Annotated in this window: 25 protein-coding genes; 16 read left to right on the top strand and 9 right to left on the bottom strand. The window is 38.6% G+C overall.

Going from position 1 to position 24,391, the window contains the following annotated elements:
• Positions 1-37: 37 nt before the first annotated feature.
• On the bottom strand, positions 38-889 hold the full coding sequence (ampE, locus tag H5115_RS07635) for a beta-lactamase regulator AmpE (RefSeq protein ID WP_039488272.1): 852 nt from the start codon (positions 887-889) through the stop codon (positions 38-40).
• Positions 890-902: 13 nt separating this feature from the next.
• Entirely contained in the window at positions 903-1,457 is a 555-nt protein-coding gene (gene ampD / locus H5115_RS07630) for a 1,6-anhydro-N-acetylmuramyl-L-alanine amidase AmpD (RefSeq protein WP_182754570.1), read from the bottom strand.
• A 326-nt stretch (positions 1,458-1,783) separates the two neighbouring features.
• On the opposite strand from ampD, the gene nadC reads away from it, so the two are divergent.
• The 8 genes from nadC (at position 1,784) to yacG (ending at position 10,082) form a co-directional block, all read left to right on the top strand.
• Positions 1,784-2,635 carry a carboxylating nicotinate-nucleotide diphosphorylase gene (nadC, locus tag H5115_RS07625; RefSeq protein WP_182754567.1) on the top strand — a complete coding sequence of 284 codons (852 nt, stop codon included), beginning with the start codon at positions 1,784-1,786 and terminating at the stop codon, positions 2,633-2,635.
• 481 nt (positions 2,636-3,116) lie between these two features.
• Positions 3,117-3,527, top strand: coding sequence for a pilin (locus H5115_RS07620; RefSeq protein WP_220487197.1), 411 nt, complete (start codon positions 3,117-3,119; stop codon positions 3,525-3,527).
• 64 nt (positions 3,528-3,591) lie between these two features.
• Entirely contained in the window at positions 3,592-4,935 is a 1,344-nt protein-coding gene (locus H5115_RS07615; RefSeq protein ID WP_182754565.1) for an O-antigen ligase, read from the top strand.
• 88 nt (positions 4,936-5,023) lie between these two features.
• The gene (locus H5115_RS07610) at positions 5,024-6,253 is read left to right on the top strand and encodes a type II secretion system F family protein (protein ID WP_024597567.1); all 1,230 of its coding nucleotides are present in this window, start codon (positions 5,024-5,026) and stop codon (positions 6,251-6,253) included.
• Positions 6,254-6,416: 163 nt separating this feature from the next.
• Entirely contained in the window at positions 6,417-7,310 is an 894-nt protein-coding gene (locus H5115_RS07605; RefSeq protein WP_182754563.1) for an A24 family peptidase, read from the top strand.
• Between the two features lies 1 nt (position 7,311).
• Positions 7,312-7,953, top strand: coding sequence for a dephospho-CoA kinase (coaE, locus tag H5115_RS07600; protein WP_182754561.1), 642 nt, complete (start codon positions 7,312-7,314; stop codon positions 7,951-7,953).
• A 126-nt stretch (positions 7,954-8,079) separates the two neighbouring features.
• Positions 8,080-9,756 (top strand): type IV-A pilus assembly ATPase PilB, encoded by a 1,677-nt coding sequence (pilB, locus tag H5115_RS07595; protein ID WP_182754559.1) that lies wholly within the window; start codon positions 8,080-8,082, stop codon positions 9,754-9,756.
• 95 nt (positions 9,757-9,851) lie between these two features.
• Positions 9,852-10,082 carry a DNA gyrase inhibitor YacG gene (yacG, locus tag H5115_RS07590; protein WP_024597564.1) on the top strand — a complete coding sequence of 77 codons (231 nt, stop codon included), beginning with the start codon at positions 9,852-9,854 and terminating at the stop codon, positions 10,080-10,082.
• A gap of 72 nt (positions 10,083-10,154) precedes the next feature.
• On the opposite strand, the gene H5115_RS07585 is transcribed toward yacG, so the two are convergent.
• The gene (locus tag H5115_RS07585) at positions 10,155-10,643 is read right to left on the bottom strand and encodes a periplasmic heavy metal sensor (protein ID WP_182754557.1); all 489 of its coding nucleotides are present in this window, start codon (positions 10,641-10,643) and stop codon (positions 10,155-10,157) included.
• 189 nt (positions 10,644-10,832) lie between these two features.
• Between H5115_RS07585 and H5115_RS07580 the strand changes: the two genes are divergently transcribed.
• Genes H5115_RS07580 through H5115_RS07570 form a run of 3 tightly spaced genes read left to right on the top strand, consistent with a single transcriptional unit; the run spans position 10,833 to position 13,866 of the window.
• On the top strand, positions 10,833-11,522 hold the full coding sequence (locus tag H5115_RS07580; protein WP_182754555.1) for a response regulator: 690 nt from the start codon (positions 10,833-10,835) through the stop codon (positions 11,520-11,522).
• Positions 11,500-12,915 carry an ATP-binding protein gene (locus H5115_RS07575; protein WP_002957777.1) on the top strand — a complete coding sequence of 472 codons (1,416 nt, stop codon included), beginning with the start codon at positions 11,500-11,502 and terminating at the stop codon, positions 12,913-12,915. Before H5115_RS07580 ends, H5115_RS07575 begins: the two co-directional genes overlap by 23 nt.
• A 3-nt stretch (positions 12,916-12,918) precedes the next feature.
• On the top strand, positions 12,919-13,866 hold the full coding sequence (locus H5115_RS07570; protein WP_182754553.1) for an alpha/beta fold hydrolase: 948 nt from the start codon (positions 12,919-12,921) through the stop codon (positions 13,864-13,866).
• Here the strand turns inward: H5115_RS07570 and H5115_RS07565 are convergent.
• A complete protein-coding gene (locus H5115_RS07565) occupies positions 13,829-14,692 on the bottom strand; it encodes a cation diffusion facilitator family transporter (protein WP_182754661.1) in 864 nt (287 codons plus the stop codon). The genes H5115_RS07570 and H5115_RS07565 overlap by 38 nt on opposite strands.
• A 160-nt stretch (positions 14,693-14,852) precedes the next feature.
• Here H5115_RS07565 and trmL point away from each other — a divergent pair, with 160 nt between their 5' ends.
• The gene (gene trmL / locus H5115_RS07560; protein WP_002957780.1) at positions 14,853-15,317 is read left to right on the top strand and encodes a tRNA (uridine(34)/cytosine(34)/5-carboxymethylaminomethyluridine(34)-2'-O)-methyltransferase TrmL; all 465 of its coding nucleotides are present in this window, start codon (positions 14,853-14,855) and stop codon (positions 15,315-15,317) included.
• Between the two features lie 68 nt (positions 15,318-15,385).
• Here trmL and gpsA read toward each other — a convergent pair whose 3' ends face one another.
• From gpsA to H5115_RS07540, 4 genes are read right to left on the bottom strand one after another with little or no spacing between them, the layout of a single operon-like run.
• On the bottom strand, positions 15,386-16,393 hold the full coding sequence (gene gpsA / locus H5115_RS07555) for an NAD(P)H-dependent glycerol-3-phosphate dehydrogenase (RefSeq protein WP_149593822.1): 1,008 nt from the start codon (positions 16,391-16,393) through the stop codon (positions 15,386-15,388).
• 3 nt (positions 16,394-16,396) lie between these two features.
• A complete protein-coding gene (gene secB / locus H5115_RS07550) occupies positions 16,397-16,882 on the bottom strand; it encodes a protein-export chaperone SecB (RefSeq protein WP_002957782.1) in 486 nt (161 codons plus the stop codon).
• A gap of 34 nt (positions 16,883-16,916) precedes the next feature.
• Entirely contained in the window at positions 16,917-17,174 is a 258-nt protein-coding gene (gene grxC, locus H5115_RS07545; RefSeq protein ID WP_002957783.1) for a glutaredoxin 3, read from the bottom strand.
• A gap of 31 nt (positions 17,175-17,205) precedes the next feature.
• Positions 17,206-17,637 carry a rhodanese-like domain-containing protein gene (locus H5115_RS07540; protein WP_149593821.1) on the bottom strand — a complete coding sequence of 144 codons (432 nt, stop codon included), beginning with the start codon at positions 17,635-17,637 and terminating at the stop codon, positions 17,206-17,208.
• A gap of 603 nt (positions 17,638-18,240) precedes the next feature.
• Here H5115_RS07540 and gpmM point away from each other — a divergent pair.
• From gpmM to H5115_RS07520, 4 genes are read left to right on the top strand one after another with little or no spacing between them, the layout of a single operon-like run.
• Positions 18,241-19,785: a 2,3-bisphosphoglycerate-independent phosphoglycerate mutase gene (gpmM, locus tag H5115_RS07535; protein ID WP_182754551.1), complete on the top strand. Its 1,545-nt coding sequence runs from the start codon at positions 18,241-18,243 to the stop codon at positions 19,783-19,785.
• A gap of 3 nt (positions 19,786-19,788) precedes the next feature.
• Entirely contained in the window at positions 19,789-20,928 is a 1,140-nt protein-coding gene (locus tag H5115_RS07530; protein ID WP_182754549.1) for a murein hydrolase activator EnvC, read from the top strand.
• 34 nt (positions 20,929-20,962) lie between these two features.
• Positions 20,963-22,228, top strand: a complete 1,266-nt coding sequence (locus H5115_RS07525; RefSeq protein ID WP_182754547.1) for a S41 family peptidase — start codon at positions 20,963-20,965, stop codon at positions 22,226-22,228.
• A 50-nt stretch (positions 22,229-22,278) separates the two neighbouring features.
• Positions 22,279-23,040 (top strand): divergent polysaccharide deacetylase family protein, encoded by a 762-nt coding sequence (locus H5115_RS07520; RefSeq protein ID WP_182754545.1) that lies wholly within the window; start codon positions 22,279-22,281, stop codon positions 23,038-23,040.
• Positions 23,041-23,383: 343 nt separating this feature from the next.
• Here H5115_RS07520 and rpoH read toward each other — a convergent pair whose 3' ends face one another.
• Positions 23,384-24,247, bottom strand: a complete 864-nt coding sequence (gene rpoH / locus H5115_RS07515) for an RNA polymerase sigma factor RpoH (RefSeq protein ID WP_002957791.1) — start codon at positions 24,245-24,247, stop codon at positions 23,384-23,386.
• Positions 24,248-24,391 lie beyond the last annotated feature (144 nt).

The following is a 24,391-nucleotide window of genomic DNA, read 5'->3' as shown; positions in this document are numbered from 1 at the left end:
TACATTGCATAAGGTACTTTATTAAAAAGGCATCAACTTAAGACAGCCCACCAAATAATGTAAGCAACGCTATAAGTACTAAGTAAAATAATACATTGCGCTTAACAAGTTTAATCATACACGTGGCTTCGTAGGTACAGCCGTAATAACGCTTTTCAACTTGCTCTGCAGCAAGTGCAGTACATGTTACTACTTCGCGATTTGGAGATTTAAAGTTAAGTACGTAACGTAGCCAACAACTTGTGCCTTTATTAAAGTTACCTATTACTAAATAACCAAAGCTGGTGATGCGTGCAGGCAACCAGTCAAGCCAGAACAGTAGTTTATGTATAAGTTTAAAACGCTTAGCAAATATTACTTTATGATCATCTCGTACTAAATCAGCTAAAGTACGTACCAGTGCATATAAAACTGCGCCCGGCGCGCCTAAAACAACAAACCAAAAAATCACCGCACAGTAAAATCTAAAGTTTACCCAGGCCAATGTTTGCCCAAAGGTTTCGCCACCATCTTGATCATCAGTACGCTTTTGACCTATTTGCAACGCATATAAAGATGCAGCAGTACCGTCATCTCGCGTTAAGGCATTTAAGTAAGACTTATATAAAGCACGCTGCTTGGCACAACCAAAGCAAACCAAAAGCACAGCAATATTAATAGCTAACTGCCATAGTACAAAATCAGATAAACAATAAATAAACGCTATTGCTATTACTGGGAGTAAAAGCCAAATTAAAAAGCCCGGTGCAGAACTAAATAATCCTTTGTCACCTAGTAGCTTATTAGAGCGATTTAAATAACCATTTGTGTAGTAGCTTATCTGCCAGTAATTAGACCGTGCCCCTAAACGCTCCAGTATTAATGCAATTATTATAGAAACTAAAATCATGGGAATAACTCTCTTAACTTAGTTGTTCAAGCATATTAAAAAACAATGGCCAATTAAAGCTTCTGCCAGGATCGGTTTTACGTCCCGGGGCAATATCGCAATGCCCAACAATACGCGAAGGGGTAATTTTTGGATAGCGTTGTATTATAGATTTACTAAGTGTAGTTAATACTTCGTATTGCGCTAAAGAGTATGGCGTGGTGTCGGTACCTTCAAGCTCAATGCCAATGCTAAAGTTATTACAAGCAGAAACGCCCTCAAACTCAGATTGGCCAGCATGCCAAGCACGCTTTTCAAAAGGCACGTATTGTATAACCTCACCGGTACGCTTTATAAAGCAATGGGCCGATACACGTAAATTTTTTAAGTCACTAAAACTCGAGTGAACATTACAATCAATGCTACCCATAAATAACTCATCAACAAAAGAGGTACCAAACTGCCCGGCTGGCAAAGATATATTGTGAATAACCAATAGAGAAATATCAGCCTCATCAGGGCGCTCATCAAAATGCGAACAAGGCCGCTGCGCTACAGTACTTAAAACACCGTTTAAATCTATTTTCATGATACGTTTATTATATAAATATCAAGATATACATAGCACTGATGCTAAAGTATTTATTAAAACAATGATAGTAACAAACAGGTATAAAACCCTACCTGTAAATAATTCAAACCCACACGTAGGTGTTAATTTACGTCTGCTCATGTAACGTAACTTTTGAAATTAAAAGCGAGGTATAAAACCTCACCTACAGATAATACAAACCCACACGTAGATACTAATTTACTTCAAGCGCTTATCTTTATATTGGTGAAAAGGCAATCGCTTCTCTTTCTTTTATAAACATAGTAAAATTTGCTTAATTTATTAACGCTTATGAGCATTCCATGTCTATTTCGCACACTCTTATTACTCAGCTTGTTACTCTAGCACTTGACGAAGATTTAAATTATCAAACCGCACAAGAAGGCGATATTACCGCGCAATTGATCCCTCAAAATGAGCAAGCAAGCGCCAAAGTAATCACCCGCGAAGACTGCATTTTTTGTGGAAAAGACATCATCCTTGAAGTATTTAAACAAGTAGACCCAAGCGTTAAGGTTAATGTACTTATTAATGATGGCGACGCAGTTAAAGCAAACAGCACATTATTTACAGCCACTGGTTCAGCGCGTTCAATATTAACTGCCGAGCGTACTGCACTTAACTTTGTACAAACGTTATCGGGTACAGCCACTACTACAGCACATTATGTAAAAGAGCTAAGCGGCACAACAACGCAACTACTCGATACACGCAAAACCATACCAGGCCTTAGAGCACTTCAAAAATACGCAGTAAAATGTGGTGGGGGGGCAAATCACCGTATTGGTTTATTTGACGCATTTTTAATTAAAGAAAATCATATAGCGGCTTGTGGCACAATAAACAAAGCCGTTACTCAAGCTAAACAAAATCACCCAAACAAACCTGTCGAAGTCGAAGTAGAGTCACTCCCTGAACTTAAGCAAGCAATTGAAGCTGGCGCCGACATAATTATGCTAGACAATTTTAGTGTAGAGCAAATTAAGCAAGCCGTAATTTTAACCAATAAGCGCGCAAAATTAGAGGTTTCAGGCAATATGACCCTAGAAACGCTCAAAACTTATTCACAAGCAGGTGTCGATTTTATATCAAGCGGAGCATTAACAAAAAACTTACAATCAATCGATTTATCGATGCGTTTTGAACAATTTTAAAGCAATAATGGGTAATTAATACCGCTAATTAATTGACAAGTTAAGTAAAAAAGCATTAAATAACCCAAAAGGCTTACTTTGTAACAAATTGTTAAATTAAATCGCTTTTTTATAATAAGATACGTGCTAAATACTAAAATAAAATGGTAGACTAATTCTGTTGTACTATTTTATTTAAAAAGGTAGTCATAAATAACTAGTACCTTTACTTTTTAAAGACATAATTAAAAACTAAAGCAACTAAACTACTTACTTTATGCCTATACTTTGTTGCTACAACATGTAGTGCACTTAGTAAACTTTTATAATTAGTATTAAACATAATGAATTCACATTCGGCTTTTGTGTTTCATACTCTAAAGCTAAAGTGTAATAAAATTAATTTTAAGTAAAACTGTAAAGTAAATCAGTTAAATTAAGTGAGGCATTTTGCCGCTTAAGTGATTTAAGTTACAAAAATCTATCCTTTAGGAGAGGAAACATGAAAACAATGACTCAAAAACAACAGGGTTTCACCCTAATTGAATTAATGATTGTAGTAGCAATCATCGGTATTCTTGCTGCAATTGCACTGCCTGCGTATTCGAACTATCAAGCAACAGCTAAATTAACAGCTGGTTTGTCTGAGATTTCAGCTGGTAGAACAGGTTTTGAAATTACTTCTAATAGCGGGACTACACCAACGAATGAACTTGTTGGTCTAGAAGGTACTACTGAAAACTGTACTATAGAAACAGATGCAACAGGCATACAGTGCACTATATTAAATGCACCGACTCAAGTAAGTTCAGCGATAATAAAATGGACTCGCACTACTGCTGGCGGTTGGTCTTGTGCAACTACAGGTGCTAGTGATAAAACCTTAGCTCCTAAAAGCTGTCCACAATCTTAATCATTTATTGATTACTAAAAAGCGCCTTGTTTGGCGCTTTTTTAATGCGTAAGAACCAGCATTCATGAAAATAGTAAATATAATAAAACCATCACTCATCAGCTTGTTTTTTCTATGTGTGCTAATACCTTTAATACCAATAGTTTCCTACGATTACCATAACCACCAACGTATCATTCAAATAGCTTTTTTACTTATCACAAGCCTACTAGTGCTTACAGCTTTTTTAGGTAATAAAAAACCTACTTTTAAGCTTTCACTAAATAATAAAAGTAGTGTGTTGTACTTAATTTTTATTTTCAGTGGCTGCTTATCTGCATTGATGAGTATGGAGCAAAGTTTTAGTCTGCTGTACACGTTTCATATAAGTTTACTTATTTTAACCATGTACTATGTAAGCACTATAAATGATAAGAAACCTGTTTTATTTATCATTTATGCATTATTGATAACTCATACAAGCCTAACTTTAATATGCCTACTTAATATAATTTTTATACTTTCTGAGCAGCAACCTTTAAATCCATACATAATTTACTCAGGCTTTATTAATATTCGCTTTTTTAATCAAGTACAGGTATTTATTCTTCCATTTTTAGTGTTACTCCTAAAATTTAAAAGCATACAGCGTATCGTATTTATTATTTTATTTTTAAACTTATTACTTATATTTATTGGCCAAGCTCGTGGGGCTTTACTCTCATTTTTAGCCATCTCTATTTTTGCTCTCGCTTTAAAAACCACACTAAAAAAACAAGTACTTATTGGATTAGTCTGCCTTGCTTTAAGCTGTATTACTTTTTATGTTCTGGATTCATTAAATAAAGGAGGTACTGAAATGCTACGCACATCCTCCTCAGGCCGAATTGATTTATGGTTTAATACTCTTTCTAATCTATCTTTAAAGCATTTATTTATCGGCAATGGTCCTGGAGTGTTTGAAATGTCACTTGGCAGTTCAGCTCCTTTTAGTCACCCTCATAATTCGGTAATTGAAATTTTAAATGAATGGGGACTAATCGCCCTTATATGTATTTTAACAGTTGTTTTTACAACCTTTAGAAAAGCGATTACACATTTAAAGCAACATAAAAAAGATATCATTACTGAAAGCCTCTTTTACTCTTTTGCTATAGGTATTACATACTCACTATTTTCTGGTGTGCATGTAATGCCGGTTTCGCAAACACTCTTATTTATAATGTGGGGGTTGCTACTTGGTAGAGTTGATAAAAAAAGAGGCCAAAGCCTTACCATAAATAAATACTTAAAAGCTTTAATAGCCATTTTATTTGTTTTTACATGGTACCTTTACTTACAAAAAGCGATAAGTATTTATAATAATATTGACCCAGATAAGGGCTATATTTATGGACCTAGATTTTGGTCCGTAGGACAGCGATTTTAAAGCGCTTCAACTTTTCTACCAAGAATCATTAGTTTAAGTTATGCTTATAATAATGAAGTTTTAAACCAAATTCAGCTGGGTACCCTTAATGGCAAAAAAACAACAAGATAAAGGCCTCGATACTTTTCAGTGGGTAGGCGTTAGTGCACGAGGGAAGAAACTTGAAGGTGAGCTTACAGGTAATAGTATTGCACTAGTAAAAGCTCAGCTTCGAAAGCAAGGTATCACTCCCTCAAAAGTGAAGCGTAAAGCAAAACCACTGTTTGGTATTCAAAGTGTTCAAAAGGTAACCCCTAAAGATATAGCACTACTTACTCGCCAAATTGCGACTATGTTGATGGCGGGCGTTCCTTTAATACAGGCCATTGAAATGATTGGCTCTGGCTCGACCAATAAAAGTGTAGCCAAATTAATGGAGACTATTGCTGATGAAGTAAAAGCGGGTCAACCACTATCTACAGCACTTAGAAAACACCCACGTTATTTTGATGATTTATATTGCGACCTTGTGGCCTCTGGCGAGCAATCTGGTGCACTTGATAAAATATTTGACCGAGTTGCTTTATATAAAGAAAAGTCCGAAGCGCTAAAATCAAAAATTAAAAAAGCGATGTTCTATCCTATTTCAGTATTAGTAATTGCCGGCATTGTAACCTCAATACTATTAATATTTGTAGTGCCGCAGTTTCAAGATATATTTGCAGGTTTTGGGGCAGAGCTTCCTGCATTCACTTTGTTTGTTATTGGCATATCAGACTTTATGCAAGCATATTGGTGGATGATACTAATCGCTATTGTAGCTTTTGGATACGCTTTTAAAGAAGCCAAGCTTAGAAGTTTAAAACTCAGAGATGCAACCGACCGAGCTATACTTAAACTGCCTGTTATTGGAATGATTTTAAATAAAGCAGCAGTTGCTCGCTATGCACGAACTCTTTCGACTACGTTTGCTGCAGGTGTGCCGCTGGTTGATGCGCTTGACTCTGCCGCAGGCGCTTCCGGTAACGCTGTTTATCGATATGCCATTTTAGATATTAAAGTTGAAGTGAGCTCTGGTAATCAAATGAACTGGGCAATGCGTAACTCAAAAATATTCCCTGATATGGTTATTCAAATGGTAGCGATTGGTGAAGAGTCAGGATCGCTAGACGGTATGCTTGCTAAAGTAGCGACTATTTACGAGCAAGAAGTTGATGACGCAGTAGACGGCCTTTCAAGCCTACTTGAGCCACTTATTATGGCCGTACTAGGTGTACTTGTTGGTGGCTTAATTGTTGCGATGTACTTACCTATTTTCCAACTTGGCTCTGTTATTTAATTACTAAAAATAACAATTTACAGGAAATAAAAGAGAGGTTTACTTTTTTGTTAAGGTATAGCTATTAATGTTTTCTCATTTACTCTCTTTCACTTCTCTTTGTGATAATAATTTCACTTAATTTTTAAACGCTTAATTTTTAAAATAATTTTCAGGTAATAGAATGCAAAGTATTATTGAAGTAATGCAAAGCCAGTTGTGGTTTTATTTAACCACTATTGGCTTAATTAGTTTATGTATTGGTAGTTTTTTAAATGTGGTTATTTATCGCTTACCGCTAATGATGCAACTTGAGTGGCAAAGCGAATGCCGTATATTGCTAGATGATGAGCTTACAGCTAAGAAGTCTAAACAAGCCAATATCAATAAGCCTTTTAACTTACTAAAACCCAACTCTACCTGCCCTAAATGCAAAACAGCCATTAAGCCTTGGCAGAATATTCCTATTATCAGTTGGTTAATACTTAAAGGTAAATGCGCAAGTTGCAGTAATCCTATTTCGGCCCGATACCCTGCTGTAGAGCTAATTACTGCCCTATTAAGTTTAATTGTTGCCTATAGCTTTGGTGCGACCGAACAAGCCCTTTTATATATTTTTGTAACGTGGGTTTTAGTAGCACTAACCTTTATTGATATTGATCACATGTTACTGCCAGACCAGCTTACATTACCGCTTGTATGGCTTGCACTTATTGCCTCGGTATTAGGTTACACAATTACGCCTACTGATGCCATTATTGGCGCAGCTTGCGGTTATTTAAGTCTATGGAGTGTGTTTTGGCTATTTAAGTTATTAACCGGTAAAGAAGGCATGGGTTATGGCGACTTTAAACTACTCGCTGTATTTGGTGCTTTACTTGGCTGGCAGTCATTACTTACTATTATTCTGCTTTCGAGCGTAGTGGGTGCCATTATAGGTATTGCGCTGTTGAGCATACAAGGTAAAGACAAAGCGACCCCTATCCCTTTTGGGCCTTATTTAGCGATAGCAGGCTGGATCACCATGCTTTGGGGCAACCAAATTCAAGGCGCTTATTTTAATTTAATTGGTTATTAAAATGAGTGAGCAAATTACTAAAGTAAACAGCTGGGTATTAGGTTTAACAGGCGGTATTGGCTGTGGCAAAACGGCCGTAAGCAATATGTTTGAAGAACTTGGTATTACAATAGTTGATGCCGATATAATTGCGCGCGAAGTCGTACTCCCAAATAGCAAAGGGCTAAAAGCGATTACCCAACACTTTGGTGAGGATATTTTATTGCCTGATGGCACATTAAATAGAGCAGAATTGCGCACAAAAATATTTACTAACAACAATGACAAAGAATGGCTTAATGCGTTACTGCACCCTCTTATTCGGGTAAAAATACTAAACGATTTAAATAATGCAACTAGCCCTTATGTTGTTTTAGTAGCGCCTTTATTGTTTGAAAACAACCTTGATAAATATTGCGACCATACCCTACTTATTGACGTACCAACCTCTGTACAAGTAGCGCGTACAGCAAAACGTGACAACACAAGTAGTGAGCAAGTTAAAAGTATTATTGCCTCGCAAATGTCACGTGCCGATAAACAGCAAAAAGCGGATGATATTTTAAATAACGACCGCAGCTTAAACCTAGTGCATATAGAACTTGTTGATCTACATAAAAAGTATCTACAATATGCATTACACAACAAAACTAACTCACTTTAACACTGTCCTAACTCACACAAACTCGTATTTTAGTTAGCAAAATCACAACAAAGAATGAAAGGTGATGTAATCCCCTTCTTTTTTCTGATAAATTGCTTACTATTGAAGGAATAAAACAGGTGCGCAATGAATATTAACTCACCGTTATTGAGAAAATTTATAACCCTTGGCCGCATTGATGCCGACACGGTTAAAAACAAACAAAATGAATTTGCCTCAACAGCTGAGCTTATTTCTAAATGTGGAAAAATCGATAGTAAAGATTTAGCTGAACAATGTATTGATTTGTTTCGCGTACCTTATTTTGATTTAAAAGACTTTGATCCTACAAGAATCCCGGCCGATCTCGTAAAAGAAAAACTCATACGTAAACATCATATTTTACCGCTTGTTCAAAAAGATCGAAAAGTTTATATAGCAGCATCAGACCCAACAGATTACGGTGCATTCGAAAACTTTGAGTTTAGTACTGGCCTCTCATGCGAAATTGTTGTTGTTGATTATATTCAACTCGATAACAAAATTGAGCAATTACTAGATGCCACTGGCAGCTTAAATCTAACTGATGACGAGTTTCAAGAATTTGCTGACTTAGATTCAGAAAGCCAAAGAGATACAGCACCACAAGATGACGACAAAGATGATGCGCCTATCATCGTATATATCAACAAAATTTTAATGGATGCCATTAAAAAAGGCGCCTCTGATTTACACTTTGAACCGTATGAGCACAAGTACCGTATTCGCTTTCGTATTGATGGCATTTTGCATGAAGTGGCAAGCCCACCTAATACATTAGCCACCAAGCTTTCTGCGCGTATTAAAGTAATGTCGCGACTCGATATTGCCGAAAAACGCAAACCACAAGATGGTCGTATAAAGCTAAAAATTACTGAGCGCAAAAGTATCGACTTTCGTGTAAGTACCATGCCTACCTTGTGGGGCGAAAAAATTGTAATGCGTATCCTTGATTCATCAAGCGCTATGTTAGGCATTGATGTATTAGGCTATGAGCCTGAGCAGAAAAAACTCTACATGGATGCGCTTGCCCAGCCTCAAGGGATGATACTTGTAACAGGGCCAACCGGTTCTGGTAAAACAGTATCGCTATACACAGGTTTAAATATATTAAACCAGCCTGAGCGTAATATTAGTACTGCGGAAGATCCGGTTGAGATTAACCTTGAAGGTGTAAACCAAGTACAAATTAATATTAAAGCCGATATGACTTTTGCCAACGCACTACGCGCATTTTTACGTCAAGATCCTGATGTAGTTATGGTAGGTGAAATACGTGACTTAGAGACCGCAGAAATATCAATAAAAGCGGCGCAAACAGGTCACTTGGTTTTATCAACATTGCATACAAACTCAGCGCCGGAAACAATCACTCGTTTATTAAATATGGGTGTACCCGCTTATAACGTAGCAAGTTCGATTAGCTTAATAATAGCCCAGCGTTTAGCACGTCGCTTGTGCCCTAAATGTAAAACGCCAGAACAACTTCCGAGCGAAGAACTTGCTCGCCAAGGATTTAGCGCCGAGCAAATTAAAAAAATGACGTTATATATGCCTAAAGGGTGTGATAGCTGTACTGATGGTTACAAAGGGCGTGTGGGTATTTACGAAGTAATGCAAATTACTCCTGAAATAGCCCAAATTATTATGCGCGGTGGTAATTCGCTTGAAATAGCAGAGGTATCACTTAAAGCCGGTTTTAATAATTTACGTTTATCGGGTTTACGTAAAGCAGCCGATGGCCTTACATCCCTTGGTGAAATTAACCGCGTAACTAATTTTTAAAGGCTCGCAGTAAAAGATATAAGGCTCTAAGCTTTAAGCTAGAGACTCATATCTAAGTAATGTAATATACACCAAAAATTTGTAGAGAGTAATTTATGCCTACTGTTGTAAACTGCCCAACCTGTAAAACTAAAGTTGAATGGTCAGAGCAAAGCCCATTTCGCCCTTTTTGCTCAAAGCGCTGCCAACTAATTGATTTAGGTGAATGGTCATTCGAAAATAATAAAATTTCTGCACCAATCACCTCGGCACAAGAGTTTAGCCAAGACATGATTGAAGATATTGAAGCAATGATGGCTAAAAATGAAGATGACTTTTTTAAATAATTTATCTTCATAATGCCCTAAATACAAAAACCAGCATTACGCTGGTTTTTTAGTATTTGCAAAAAAGTAAAATTAGCTTTTTTGTTTACGATGCTTTTTATTCATACGCTTTTGCATTTTAGCAAACTTCTCTTTTTGCTCAGCGTTAAGCACTTGCATTACTTGGTGTTGTGTTTTTAGTTTAATTAAACCAAATTGCTCACCTTTTTCATGACGTTCATTTAATAGCTCTTTTGCTGCATTTTCGTCAAATGTTGCAGCAGAAAGTAACGCATCCATTTTTGCTTTGTGCGCTTCACGCATCGCTTTACGGGCTTCTTTATCGCCGCCACGCAGTGCTTTCATTTGTGTTTTTTGCGCTTCAAAAATAGCCTTTAGCTTAGTTTGCTGCTCATCTGTTAGGTTTAATTTTTCAACGCCGCGCTCAGAAAGTAAAAAACGAGCTTGAGAATGGCCTTGCTTATGCCCATCGCCTTTAGCTAATACGCTACCAGCACCAAGCGTTGCTGTTGCTAAGCCACAGATAAGTACTAATTTTGAAAGTGTGTTTAATTTAGTCATAATCATTACCTTAATTATTTGGTTTAACTATTGGTTCAGTTCGGTTGTTTGTAACTGCTTAATCAACTGAGTTAACTATACCTAACTCAACGCAAAGTAACGCAAAGCAGTGTAAAGGTTGTGTAAAGATTCACCTTTGCCCTATTTAGCGGGTAAAATAACGCTATAAACAACTCTAAGGGTTTGTAAATGAAACTATTAATGATTGATGACGACACTGGCCTTTGTGAGCTATTAAGTGAATATTTAACTGCCCAAGGGTTTGAAATACAAAGCGTACACGACGGTGAGCAAGGCCTTAAACTAGCACAAGCAAATGACTACGCCCTGATATTGCTAGATGTAATGCTACCAACGCTTGATGGTTTTGAAGTACTTAAACAACTTAGGCAAACAAAACTCACACCGGTAATAATGCTTACAGCAAAAGGTGAAGACTTTGACCGTATTTTTGGTCTAGAGCTAGGCGCTGACGATTACATTCCAAAGCCTTTTAATCATCGTGAATTACTAGCCCGCGTAAAAGCGATAACTCGCCGTATAGAGCACATTAATAGCTTAAATTTAGCTACAACGAGTAAGTTACTCGTTAATGGCATTACTGTTAACCTAGCAGCGCGAGAGGCCTCAATAGACGGCTCTACACTAACGCTTACTGGTACAGAGTACGAAATACTCACGCTATTGTGTAAAAATGCAGGTGAAGTGGTTAGTAAAGAGCAAATTAGTGAAGAAGTACTAGGTAGGCGTTTAGCTTCTTTTGATCGCTCTATCGATATGCATGTAAGTAATATCCGCAAAAAAATAGCAGAGCATATTCCAGGTGAGCGAATTAAAACAATGCGAGGTACGGGTTATGTCTTTATCCAAGGCGAATAAAAGCACTTACTTTGCTTGGTTAAAACATCCTGGGCACTACCTGTTTTTTAAAATATTTATTTGGTTTTGGTTAACTATAATCGGCACCGTTGCAGCGCTTATATTTTTAAGTAACATTACCGCTATTAACGCGGTAACTAACGAGCCTCTTTATGGCCCTATGAAAAAAAACCTAATATACACCGCCAAAAGTATTGAGCGCACTGCTATTAAACATAAGCGCAGCCTAAGCGATGTATTAGTACACCCTCGCCTATCAAAGCGTAAGCTTTTATACTTAAGCGCAGCTCAAAGCGAGGACTCTCTTAGCAGTAAAGAGGTGCCAGAGAGCATCGACTTAAGTTTATTAAACTTTACTCAAAATATGTCACCACAAATTATTTTTACTGAAAAATATCAAGCCTTCGGCCCTGTTAATATAAACGTGCCTGAAGGGAGTTTTTATCTTTATGAAATAGATATTAACCATCAACCACCGCTATTAATGCGCTTTAAGCTTATGCCTAATTGGATGAAAATAGTCATCGCAATTGTTGCCTCTCTTATTTTAAGCTTTGTATTTAGCCGTAACTTAATAGCCCCTATAAATAGTCTTAAAAAAGCAGCTATTAAACTATCAGCGGGCAACCTAAGCGCAAGAGCCGACATTTCTGTAAACCGAAAAGATGAGCTAGGAATACTTGGGCGAGACTTTAACAGCATGGCCAATCAGTTAGAGCTTTTAATTAGTTCACAAAAACGCTTATTAGCCGACATATCACATGAGTTACGCTCGCCTCTTACGCGTTTAAAAATGGCTACCGGTCTTGCGCAAATGCAAGCTAACGACGCTAGCCAATCGTATTTATTACGCATAGAAAAAGAAGCAAACCAGCTTGATAAGATGATTGCCGATGTGCTGCAAGTTTCTCGCTTAGAAGCAAAAAGCCAAGCGCTTTCTCTGCAAAAACAATCATTACAAATAATTGTAGATCACGTTATTAACGATGCGCAGTTTGAAGCAAAACAAAACAATAAGCAGCTCAATATAGTGGGCGCTGTAGACGTAAATATTAATTGCGACGAAACACTTATTGCCAGTGCGCTTGAAAACCTACTTCGCAACGCTATTAAATACGCAAACAATACAATTAGCATTACTCTAAAGCACACAGATGCCATTTATATAGAAATATGTGATGATGGCTCAGGTGTGCCCGACGACCAACTGAGCAAGCTTTGTGAGCCCTTTTTTAGGCAATCAGATGCGCGGGATCGCGTCAGTGGCGGCACGGGTTTAGGGCTGGCGATTGCTAAAAATGCTATTACTGCGCATGGCGGCAGTTTAGTATTATCAAATAAAGAACTAGGTGGCTTATGTGCTAATATAACCTTGCCATTAATAAAAGAGTAAAGCATGTTTTATAGTTCAGAAGCCCAGCTTGAGAGCAATCAAGAGGCCATTAATGTTTTTTATACTGAAAATTTAATTAAAAGCTACTTAGATACGCGATCAGGAAAGCTATTTTACGCATACGCAATCCCTAAAAACGCGACAACCGCAATAGTAGTAAGTACAGGGCGTATTGAAGGCCTAGAAAAATATAAAGAACTGCTCTGGGAGCTGTATTGTAATAATTTTGCTGTGTTTATTATGGATCATCAAGGTCAGGGCCGCTCTTACAGGCACCTTAAAAATAAACATAAAGGCTTTGTAAAACATTATAATAACTATAGCAGTGACCTAAATAACTTTGATCAGCAAATAGTTTCAAAGCATTGGCAAGGTAAAAAAGTCATGCTGGCTCATTCAATGGGTGGCGCCATTGCTATTGATTATTTAGCAAAATTTGAAAATAGCTATAAAGGCGTGTTTTTGTCTGCTCCTATGTTTGATATTTTTACAAAAGACGTACCAAAAATACCAACGAAGTTTATTGTTAAATTAACCACTTTACTTGGTTTACACTCTTGCTATGCATTTGGACAAGGCAATTACAACCCGATCCCATTTACCGAAAACGTACTTACTAGCAGCGAGAAGCGTTACACCTACTTTAGGCAAACCTATAAATTAGAACCTAACATACAATTAGGTGGCGTTACGTTTGGCTGGCTAGCAGCTACAATATCGTTTTTAAACTCTATTGATAACCTAAACGTACCAATCCCTTTTTTTATAGCAAGCGCAGCTAGCGATACAGTGGTAAACAACGAAGCACAGTACAGTATTGCAAAAAGGCATGCTCATGCAACGATTGAGAGTTTTGAAGGGGCTAAACACGAGCTACTTTTTGAACGTGACGAAATTCGAAAGCCGCTATTAACTAACTTTTATCAATTTTGTGAGTCAGTGACGGCTTAACAAGTACTGACAAAGGGTCGAGGTGGATCAGTATATCTACCTCCGACTCAAAACGTTCTTTGAGCATTGCCTCTACTTCATCAGCCACGTTATGCGCGCGAATTAAGCTTAAATGATCATCAAGCTCTAAGTGCATTTGAATAAACTTAACTTTTCCACCTTGGCGAGTACGAATATCATGCACACCATGTACGTCAGCATGGGCCTTGGCTATGTCAAATATGCTTTGTTTTTCATCGTCAGGAAGCTCTTTATCCATTAAATGATCGGCACTATCGCGAGCTATATCCCAACTGTTATAAAGTAAGTAACCCGCTACACCTATTGCAAAAACCGGATCGGCATACAACACGCCATAATAAGCTAACAAAATAGCTAATAGCACAGCAGCGTTTAATATTAAATCGCCTTTGTAATGTACTGAGTCGGCTTTTATAGCAATTGAATCGGTATATTTAACTACTTTGTTTTGTACAAATACAATGACGAGCGTACACGCAATAGCAAAAATACTTACCCACACACCTAATAAAGAATGGCTTAACTGTATAGGGTTAAATAATCGCTCAATACCATGAAAAGCAAGTAGGCAACCTGAGCCTGCAATAAATGCGGCTTGGCCAAGTCCTGCAAGTGCTTCAGCTTTTCCGTGCCCAAACCTATGATCATCATCTGCTGGGCGCAGTGCGTAACCCAACACTAAAAAGCTCATAGCGGTGGCTGTAATATCCATTAACGAATCAGTTAACGAGCCAAGCATTGAAGCCGAGCCCGAAGCCAGCCAGGCCCATGTTTTTGCACCAATCATTAAACTAACCATGACCATGGTAACAATGCTGGAAGTTTTAACCCAAAATTCGTAGCTGCGGTTATGCACGCGTGTATCCATTAATCACTGTATTGAATGTGTTGAGTATATCATTTTTTTAAAAGGTTTCGTGTATACTGCCCTTCGTCAAACTACAGATTATTTTATAAGGCTCATTATGCTGGATATTGTTTTATACCAACCTGAAATACCGCCTAACACAGGTAATATTATTCGCCTATGTGCCAATACTGGCTATGCATTACATTTAATTGAGCCGTTAGGTTTTGAATGGGACGATAAACGCGTGAAACGTGCGGGCCTTGATTACCATGAATTTAGCCATGTTCAACGCCATGCCTCATTTGAGGACTACCTTGAAAAATGCAAACCTAAAAAAGTGTATGCCTGTACAACTAAAGGCAGTCAGTTTCATCATGAAGCAAGTTACGAAGCTGGCGACTGTTTAGTGTTTGGTCCTGAAACACGCGGCCTGCCTGATGAAATGATTCAAGCATTACCAAACGATCAGCGTGTACGTATTCCTATGCAAGCAAATAGCCGTAGTATGAACCTGTCAAATGCAGTCGCCGTATTTGTTTACGAGTCGTGGCGTCAGTTGGGCTTCCCTAACGCGCAGTAAATATAATCCGTTAGGCAATAAAAAACCGACATAATGTCGGTTTTTTAGTTAAGGCCTAGCTCAAGCGCTTATTCAGCGCGTTGTTCTCGTCCTAAAAGAGCCATAGCGGCTTCTTTCATGTCTTTATTTTCATAAAGTACTTTATAAATTTGCTCAGTGATTGGCATTTCTACGCCAGCACGCTGCGCTAGTAAATACACTTCTTTAGTGTTTCTAAAGCCTTCAACTACTTGGCCAATAGACTCAATAGCAGCATCAACACTCTCGCCTTTACCTAACGCCAAACCAAATCGACGATTACGTGATTGGTTATCTGTACAGGTTAGTATTAAATCACCAAGGCCTGCCATTCCCATAAAGGTTTCTGGCTTAGCGCCCAGAGCACAACCTAAACGAGTCAGCTCTGCAAGGCCTCGGGTAATGAGCGCGGTACGCGCATTAGCACCAAAACCTACACCGTCCGAAATACCGGCACCAATTGCAATTACATTTTTAACCGCACCACCGAGCTGTATACCGATAAAGTCATCATTGTTATACACACGGAATGAGCGACCACAATGAAGTAAATCAGCTAGCTGCTGAGCAAATTCAGGTGACGTTGAAGACACTGAAATAGCTGTAGGTGACCCCATCGCCATTTCTTTTGCAAACGTAGGACCCGAAAGTACTGCAAGTGGAATGTCATCACCCAATTCTTGCAAAGCAACTTCTTGTAACAAACGTCCAGTATTAGGCTCAAGCCCTTTAGTTGCCCACGCTACTTTAGCACCGTCTTGCAATGCAGGTTTTATCTGCGCAAGCGTGTCGCCAAACGCATGGCTTGGCACAACAACAAGTACAATAGCACTGCTAGCAACGGCATTTTGTAAGTTAGCTTCAAGAGTAAGAGTATCTGGGAAAGGAGCATCAGGTAAGTAACGTTGATTTTTCCGCTCAGCTGCAAGCGTGGCAACGTCGTCGCTATTTCTTCCCCAAAGTGTCACTTGGTGACCATTTCGGGCTAAACAAATAGCAAGGGCGGTGCCGTAAGACCCCGCCCCTAATACAGTAACAGCTGTAGTTGCTGTACTCATAAGTTATGCGTCTGCTGAAGCCTGGTCAGCTTGCGCAGTACGTTGTTGCATGTATTGTGCAAATAACGCATCAAAATTAACTGGCGCAAGGTTAAGCTGTGGGAAAGTACCACGGTTAACAAGGTTTGAAACAGCTTCACGTGCATATGGGAATAATACGTTAGGACAAAATGCACCTAGCATGTGCGCAAGTTGCACTTCTTCAACTTCAGCAATAGTAAAAATACCTGCTTGTTGAATTTCACATAAGAACGCAGTTTCTTCACCAATAGATGCAGTTACAGTTAGCGCTAAAACAACTTCAAATACACCTTCGTCCAATTTGTTTGAGCGTGTATCTAGGTCTAGCTTAACTTCTGGCGTCCATTCTTTTTGAAAGATGGCCGGAGAGTTTGGCGTTTCAAACGATACATCTTTAGTGTAAATGCGTTGAATAGTAAATTGTGCGCCAGCTTCTGCAGCTGCTACGTTTTGATTTTCTTCGTTCATTGTTATTCCTAACTTGTTCGTTATTATAATTAAATTAAGCGTTTAGCTTAGCGTCAAGTTTACCTTGAGCTTCAATAGCCATCATGTCGTCGCAGCCACCGATATGTTCATCATTAATAAAAATTTGCGGTACTGTGCTTGCACCACCTGCTTTGGCAATCATTTCATCGCGTAGCTCAGGCTGCACACCAATATCATAATTTGTGTATTCAACGCCTTTGCTGTTTAAAAGCGAAAGAGCACGCTGACAAAATGGACAATACGCCTTGGTGTATAAAACAACATTACTCATAATAAATCCTCTATCGGCCTAGCTAAACTGATTAGCGACCTGTTGTAGTTGGTAAGCTGGCAGATTGCCACGCACCCATGCCACCTGCTAATAAGTAAACTCGTTCAAAACCAGCTTTACTCATAGCGGCTGCAGTACTTTGGGCAGTCATACCTGTAGTACATACAACTATAATGGGTTTAGTCTTGTACTTTTCAAGGCTTGAAAAGTCAGATTTTTTCGCATTCTCTGGGCTTAAGTGCTCAGCACCAGAAATACGCCCTGCATTAAACTCTTTTTGCGCACGTATATCGATTACTTGACCGTCATCACGGTTAATAAGTAACGTAAGCTGCTGGGGATTTATTTGACGAACAGCTGAAAGCTTACTTTTTATCCAGCCACTAACTATAAGGAAAACAATACCAACCCAAGCAAGGCTTAAAATGGGATGATTTGTAATAAATTCAATATATTGATCCATTCTACTTCCACTATGAAATTATGTTTTAAACCTAGGGCGTGTTGGCCTTTGTGGATTGAAATTTGTTCAATCTAGGGGCGATTAAATCGCGGCGCGAGATTTGTAACCTAGTGGGCTAAGTAAAAACCGAGCAACAAAGAGGTAATAGTCCCTAGAAAGAACCCAACGGGCAGCGTATGTTTGGTATTTATGCTACGTTATCGCCTATTTATGGGGAGTAACCACACTTCATAGGCTCTGCCTTGCCTAAAAACCAAACATACTGCTGCAAATTCAACCACCAAAGTGCAACACGCCCTAATATTTTAAGGATTTTGTACTTTAGCCACGCAAGTATACCCAAACCAACCTAAAATGCGAGTTTAGGAGCACTTAGAGACGTTTAAAAAACGATAAAGCCCCCCATATATAGTTAACAGAACTCTGGATAATAAATCTATCTCAAGCAGAGTTCATGTTAGTCAATAAGGTATAAGTAAAAATATTTAATATCTTGTTTTCAATGCTGATCCTAGCTTAAAAACACGGTATGCTAAAACCACGCTAATAAACCTTTTTAGGTGCACAGTATCCATCAACAGATACTAATTTTCAGGAGCTATTATGACAGAGCATAAAAAACCACTGGTATTAATGATTTTAGACGGTTGGGGACACCGCGAAGATACGCAAAGTAATGCTATTCTTGCAGCCAACACACCCGTATTAGACAATTTATGGGCCACCCGCCCACACACATTAATATCAGCTTCGGGTTTAGATGTTGGTCTTCCTGATGGTCAAATGGGTAACTCAGAAGTTGGCCATGTAAACTTAGGTGCTGGGCGCATTGTGTATCAAGATTTTACTCGTATTACCAAAGCAATTAACGATGGCGAGTTTGATTCAACCCCAGCCTTAGTTGAAAACATAGACAAAGCAGTAAGTGCTGGTAAAGCGGTTCACATAATGGGTCTTTTAAGCCCAGGTGGTGTGCATAGCCATGAAGATCATATAGTTGCAAGTATCGAGCTTGCTGCAAAACGTGGTGCTAAAGAAGTCTATTTCCATGCATTTTTAGATGGCCGTGACACTCCTCCACGTAGCGCAAAAGCATCAATCGAACGAATTGAAGCGTTATTTAGTAAACTTAAGTGTGGACGTTTAGCATCACTTATTGGCCGTTACTACGCAATGGACAGAGACAACCGTTGGAACCGTGTAGAAAAAGCTTACAACGTAATGACGCTCGCCGAAGGCGACTTTAATTTTGATAATGGTGTTGAAGCACTTAATGCAGCGTACGAACGCGACGAGAACGACGAGTTTGTAGCAGCTACGACTATTACGCCAACAGGCGCCACTCCTGCTTCAATAAACGATGGCGACACCGTTATTTTTGCTAACTTTAGAGCAGATAGAGCTCGCGAAATTACCCGCGCTTTTGTTGAGCCTAAATTTGATGGTTTTACTAAAAAAAGAACACCAGAGCTTAGCGCATTTGTAATGATGACTGAGTATGCAGCCGATATAGACGCACCTGTTGCATTTGGACCTACACCACTAATAAATGTACTTGGTGAATGGTTTGAAAAAAATAATAAAACACAGCTTCGTATTTCAGAAACCGAAAAATACGCACACGTTACGTTTTTCTTTAGTGGCGGGCGCGAAAGTGAATTTGAAGGTGAGACACGCGAGCTAATTCCTTCGCCGCAAGTGGCAACCTATGACCTACAACCTGAAATGAACTCAGAAATGCTAACCGACAAACTAGTATCAGCAATTAAAAGCGGTAAATACGATGCTATTATTTGTAACTACCCTAATGGCGATATGGTTGGTCACTCAGGTGTATTTGAAGCCGCGGTTAAAGCTTGTGAAGCTGTAGATAGCTGTATCGGACGTGTTGTTGATGCACTAGAAGAGTTTGGTGGTGAAGCACTAATTACAGCCGATCATGGTAATGCTGAGCAAATGGCTGATCTCAAAACAGGCCAAGCACATACTGCCCACACTAGCGAACCTGTACATTTTATTTATGTTGGTCGCGATGCAGAGCCAATGCAAGGTAAAGCCTTAAGTGATGTAGCACCAACAATGCTTCACTTAATGGGTATGGAGCAACCAAAAGAAATGACTGGTACGCCTATCATGATGTTGAAATAACACATGAATAAACGTATTAACCGGTTAATTAAGTGCGGTTTGATACTAACTTCATTAGTGGCTGCATCTGCAGTTGCTAATGAAGATCGTACTAAAAAAGACTTATCAGAAGTTCAGAATGCACTTGAGCAGAGCCAAGCTGAATATAACGCCCAAAGAAAAAAAATAGCGTCCCTACAAAAAAATCTAAAAAGCCATGAACTCGATATAGCTAAAAATGCTAAAGCACTTAACATGGCAGAGCAATCCGTAAAAGAGACTAAAACACAGCAAAAAGAGTTACAGAGTAAAGCCGATGAGCTTGATAAAAAACACACTCAGTTTCAGAAAATTTTAGCCGCGCAACTTAAAAGTGCCTATATGGCCGGTGGCGACGACTATTCTAAAATGCTGTTGAATCAAGAAGACACAGCCAAGTTTGAGCGCACACTTAGCTATTACAACTACTTAAATAAAGCCCGTATTGAACAAATCGAAGATCTAAAAGATCTTCAACAGCAAATAGCACAAAACCAAGAAGAGCTTGTTAAAACACAAGAAAAACTAGAGCTTTTATTTGATGAGCAAAAAAGGCGTCAAACTGCATTACTCAATGCACAAAGTGAACGCCAAGCTAATCTTAAAAACTTACAAGCTCAGCTCAACAGCACTAAAAGCTCAATAAATTATTTAAAAGAAAACCAACAAACTTTAGTAACAACGATTAAAGAGCTCGAAAAAGAAAAAACACAAAAAATAGAATTACTTGGCCTAAATAAGAGTAAGGGCAAATTAGACTGGCCGAGCAAAGGCAAGTTAGAGCACACATTCGGCCAACGTAAACATGGTGGTATTGATTGGAAAGGCGTATTAATTGGTGCAAAAGAAGGCACTAATATTAATAGCGTACATAACGGGCAAGTTGTATTTGCCGATTGGCTAAAAGGTTATGGGTGGGTAATTGTTGTAGACCATGGTGAAGGTTTTATGAGTCTATATGGCCACGCTCAAACGCTACTAAGAGATGTAGGCGATATGGTACGTGAAGGCGAAACCCTCGCTTTGGTAGGCCAAAGCGGCGGACAGGCAAGTTCTGGTCTATACTTTGAAATACGCCACAAAGGACGCGCAGTAAATCCTGTAAAATGGTGCAAACGTATTTAATTAGATAAATCGCTGCACCGCCCTGGAGCAGCTGATGACAACTAAAAAACACACAATATATACCGTTAATAAAAAAAGTGCAGACTTTTATATAAGTCTGTACTTACTTGTATTACTAACCCTAATTACCTTTACTAGTAATGCACTAGCAAGCTCAATTAAAGATCTTAAAAGACAACAAATAGACGAAATACTCTTTAACATTCATACCTATTACGTTGAAGATCTCACCTTACAAAATAGCCACCATATTAAATATAACAACCAGCAGTTTGAGCGTTTATATTCAAAACTCGACTCCTATTCTAAGTACTTAAATGAGTATGAATTAGCCTCATTATTTGATAACACAAATGGTCGTTACACAGGTATTGGTATAGAAGTTAAGAACATAGACAAGAATATGACTATTGTTAACGTGGTTAATAATTCGCCCGCAAAAGCAGCAGGTATTTTACCAGGTGATATTATTGTAAGTGTAAACAACAACGCAGCCCAAAACCGTACTATCGACGAAGTAGCAACATTAATAAGAGACAGTGAATTTTCGAATATAGATATAATTGTAAATCGCGATAACAATAAAAACCCACTCACTTTTCATGTTACACGTAGCCAGATAAACCTCGAAAGTGTAACAAGCGAACTTTTAGATTTTGGAACTGGTTACATAGCTATCAATAGCTTCTCTAACCACACATTACATGAAGTTGCACTACAAGTTGCCGCCCTGCAAAATCATTTTGGCTACCCACTTAAAGGCTTAGTAATTGATTTACGTGATAACCCAGGGGGGACATTACAAAGCGCAGTGGCGGTATCAGACCTATTTTTACAAAGTGGCACTATAGTGACGACTAAAGGACGTTTTTACGATGCCAACCAAGCATTTTATGCAAAGCGTGGAGACATTCTAAAAAATGCGCCCATAGTTGTGCTTATAAACGAAAATTCAGCCTCTGCAGCCGAAATACTTGCAGCAGCACTTAAAGATAATAAACGAGCAACCATTGTTGGCAGCCAATCTTTTGGGAAAGGCTCTGTACAATCACTCATTCCACTTGGTGATGGTAATACCGCATTAAAGCTCACCACAGCTAAATACTTCACACCGTTAGGTAAATCGATTGATGGAATAGGAATAACCCCAGATGTGGCGGTTAATCAAACAAACCTTTCACAAAGTAATAAAGCCGTTATAATAAAAAATGAACACACTAACAATAATGCGCAATTACTTACTGGTAATCTAACCGATTTACAGTTGGTTAAAGCTAAACAATTACTCAGCATGCAATAGCTTGTATAAGCTGTATAAATAAAGCTAAAAAGATAATAAAAACTATAAACGTGAAAATAATAAAATGGCTAACATTAGCTATTTGTTTTAGCTCTGCAACAATTAGCGCCAAGCAAATAGCAATAGTGATAGACGATATAGGCTATCATCAACGGGACTTAGAGTTCCTTTCCTTACCTGGGCAATTGTCGTATTCAATTTTGCCCCATACCCCTTATTCGCAAATTTTTGCAACACTTGCCAGTCAATCAAATAAAGAGTTATTGCTTCATGTGCCTATGCAAGCACTTAACGGTAAAGAACTAGGGCCTGGTGCGCTTACTTTAAATATGAATAAAGAGCAGCTTCAGCAAACTCTTGGAACCGCTCTCGCTAGTTTACCGCAAGTTAAAGGCGTTAATAACCACATGGGCTCAGCGCTTACACAAAAAAGCCAAGCTATGAAGTGGACAATGGAAGTACTTAAAAAGCGTCATTTATATTTTTTAGATAGTCGCACAACCGATTTGAGCCAGGCACAAAATGCCGCTAACTTTTTGGGTGTTGCTAATATTAGTCGCCAAGTATTTTTAGACAATATAACTACACCAGAACAACTCCAATTTAGGTTAGATGAATTAAAACACAAAGCTACAAAACATAACTTTGCCATTGCAATTGCTCACCCCTACCCTGAAACCATCGAGTTTTTACGCCATGCCTTACCAGAGCTAACTAAGCAAGGTTTTGAACTCGTACCGGTTTCGCAATTAGTTGAACGTAAATACATTCAGTTAGCGCATGCTGAGGGAAAAGGAGTGAGTGCTCGGTAATATAAGCTTTAAATAATGCTATATCCGAATAATAAACTAATACCAATTCGCTTAATTAAGTGGTCTATTTTGAGGGCGGAAAAACGTGTTGATAGCTAGGCAAAAATTCGCTATTTAGTTGCTCTAAATGAGAATTTTTTAACGCAGGTAGCGACACGTTTAGCCCCGCAAAATGATTAAGTATTATTGCGGATTGGTATAACCATTCAATAATGCAGAGTATCGGTATTACTTAATTAGATATTTTATCGTTGGGTTTCGCTTCGCCCAAACCAACCTACTCAAAAGCAAAAAGCCCCGCATTTTCATGCAGGGCTTTTTAAATTTTGCTGCTTGAGCAATATTAGCTCATAGCGCTTTGTAATTTTTTCATCGCTGTTTTTTCAAGCTGACGAACACGCTCAGCAGATACACTGTACTTTTGTGCAAGCTCCTGAAGGGTTGCTTTATCATCAGACAACCAACGAGCGCTAACAATATCTTGCGAACGCTCATCTAGTGTTTTAAGTGCGCTAAATAAACGGGTATGCGCTTGCTCTTTCCACTGCTCTTGTTCAACGTCGTCAGCTAAGTCAGCTGCGCCATCTGTTAAATACTGTACTGGAGAGTATGTACTTGTTGGTGCATCGTCGTTGTCGTCACCAGTTAGGTCAAAGCCCATGTCTTGGCCGCTCATGCGCGATTCCATTTCACGTACTTCTTTTTCACTCACACCTAGCTCGCTAGCAACAGTGCTAACCTCAGCTTGGTTGAACCAGCCTAAACGCTTTTTGTTTTTACGAAGATTAAAAAACAATTTACGTTGCGCTTTAGTGGTTGCAACTTTAACTATGCGCCAGTTTTTAAGAACAAACTCGTGAATTTCGGCTTTAATCCAATGCACTGCAAACGACACTAAACGTACACCCACTGTAGGGTCAAAACGTTTAACCGCTTTCATCAGGCCTATATTACCTTCTTGAATAAGGTCAGCTTGTGGTAAGCCGTATCCCGAGTAGCTTTTAGCAATATGTGCTACAAAGCGTAAATGCGACATAATGAGTTGCTTGGCAGCACTAAGATCGCCTTCTTCCTGAAGTCTTTTAGCAAGTTCTTGCTCTTGTTCAACTTTAAGCATAGGAATAGTGCTTACCGCTTGAAGGTAACCGTCCATGCTTGCGCTTTGTTGTCCGACTGTAAGTGCCATTGCGTATAAATCTTTACTCATTTTTCACCTCGGTGATAAACATTTGAAACTATCTTAGCACTCTTTCTCTAAGAGTGCTAACCCCAATTTAAAACTTTTTAAAAGTATAAATCAAGCAGTTTTTAGTATGTGTTTAGTCTACTACAAGCGACTGAATAAGTGATG

The sequence above is a fragment of the Pseudoalteromonas sp. SR44-2 genome (assembly GCF_014163745.1).
Taxonomy (GTDB): domain Bacteria; phylum Pseudomonadota; class Gammaproteobacteria; order Enterobacterales; family Alteromonadaceae; genus Pseudoalteromonas; species Pseudoalteromonas distincta.
The sequence above is the reverse complement of the archived record's forward strand: the minus strand, read 5'-3'. Positions and strand labels throughout refer to the sequence as shown.

Bases quoted from the DNA above. Each gene is read 5' to 3' on its own strand.
- ampE (WP_039488272.1), bottom strand. From the start codon at position 889: ATGATTTTAGTTTCTATAATAATTGCATTAATACTGGAGCGTTTAGGG.
- ampD (WP_182754570.1), bottom strand. From the start codon at position 1,457: ATGAAAATAGATTTAAACGGTGTTTTAAGTACTGTAGCGCAGCGGCCT.
- nadC (WP_182754567.1), top strand. From the start codon at position 1,784: ATGTCTATTTCGCACACTCTTATTACTCAGCTTGTTACTCTAGCACTT.
- H5115_RS07620 (WP_220487197.1), top strand. From the start codon at position 3,117: ATGAAAACAATGACTCAAAAACAACAGGGTTTCACCCTAATTGAATTA.
- H5115_RS07615 (WP_182754565.1), top strand. From the start codon at position 3,592: ATGAAAATAGTAAATATAATAAAACCATCACTCATCAGCTTGTTTTTT.
- H5115_RS07610 (WP_024597567.1), top strand. From the start codon at position 5,024: ATGGCAAAAAAACAACAAGATAAAGGCCTCGATACTTTTCAGTGGGTA.
- H5115_RS07605 (WP_182754563.1), top strand. From the start codon at position 6,417: ATGCAAAGTATTATTGAAGTAATGCAAAGCCAGTTGTGGTTTTATTTA.
- coaE (WP_182754561.1), top strand. From the start codon at position 7,312: ATGAGTGAGCAAATTACTAAAGTAAACAGCTGGGTATTAGGTTTAACA.
- pilB (WP_182754559.1), top strand. From the start codon at position 8,080: ATGAATATTAACTCACCGTTATTGAGAAAATTTATAACCCTTGGCCGC.
- yacG (WP_024597564.1), top strand. From the start codon at position 9,852: ATGCCTACTGTTGTAAACTGCCCAACCTGTAAAACTAAAGTTGAATGG.
- H5115_RS07585 (WP_182754557.1), bottom strand. From the start codon at position 10,643: ATGACTAAATTAAACACACTTTCAAAATTAGTACTTATCTGTGGCTTA.
- H5115_RS07580 (WP_182754555.1), top strand. From the start codon at position 10,833: ATGAAACTATTAATGATTGATGACGACACTGGCCTTTGTGAGCTATTA.
- H5115_RS07575 (WP_002957777.1), top strand. From the start codon at position 11,500: ATGTCTTTATCCAAGGCGAATAAAAGCACTTACTTTGCTTGGTTAAAA.
- H5115_RS07570 (WP_182754553.1), top strand. From the start codon at position 12,919: ATGTTTTATAGTTCAGAAGCCCAGCTTGAGAGCAATCAAGAGGCCATT.
- H5115_RS07565 (WP_182754661.1), bottom strand. From the start codon at position 14,692: ATGGTCATGGTTAGTTTAATGATTGGTGCAAAAACATGGGCCTGGCTG.
- trmL (WP_002957780.1), top strand. From the start codon at position 14,853: ATGCTGGATATTGTTTTATACCAACCTGAAATACCGCCTAACACAGGT.
- gpsA (WP_149593822.1), bottom strand. From the start codon at position 16,393: ATGAGTACAGCAACTACAGCTGTTACTGTATTAGGGGCGGGGTCTTAC.
- secB (WP_002957782.1), bottom strand. From the start codon at position 16,882: ATGAACGAAGAAAATCAAAACGTAGCAGCTGCAGAAGCTGGCGCACAA.
- grxC (WP_002957783.1), bottom strand. From the start codon at position 17,174: ATGAGTAATGTTGTTTTATACACCAAGGCGTATTGTCCATTTTGTCAG.
- H5115_RS07540 (WP_149593821.1), bottom strand. From the start codon at position 17,637: ATGGATCAATATATTGAATTTATTACAAATCATCCCATTTTAAGCCTT.
- gpmM (WP_182754551.1), top strand. From the start codon at position 18,241: ATGACAGAGCATAAAAAACCACTGGTATTAATGATTTTAGACGGTTGG.
- H5115_RS07530 (WP_182754549.1), top strand. From the start codon at position 19,789: ATGAATAAACGTATTAACCGGTTAATTAAGTGCGGTTTGATACTAACT.
- H5115_RS07525 (WP_182754547.1), top strand. From the start codon at position 20,963: ATGACAACTAAAAAACACACAATATATACCGTTAATAAAAAAAGTGCA.
- rpoH (WP_002957791.1), bottom strand. From the start codon at position 24,247: ATGAGTAAAGATTTATACGCAATGGCACTTACAGTCGGACAACAAAGC.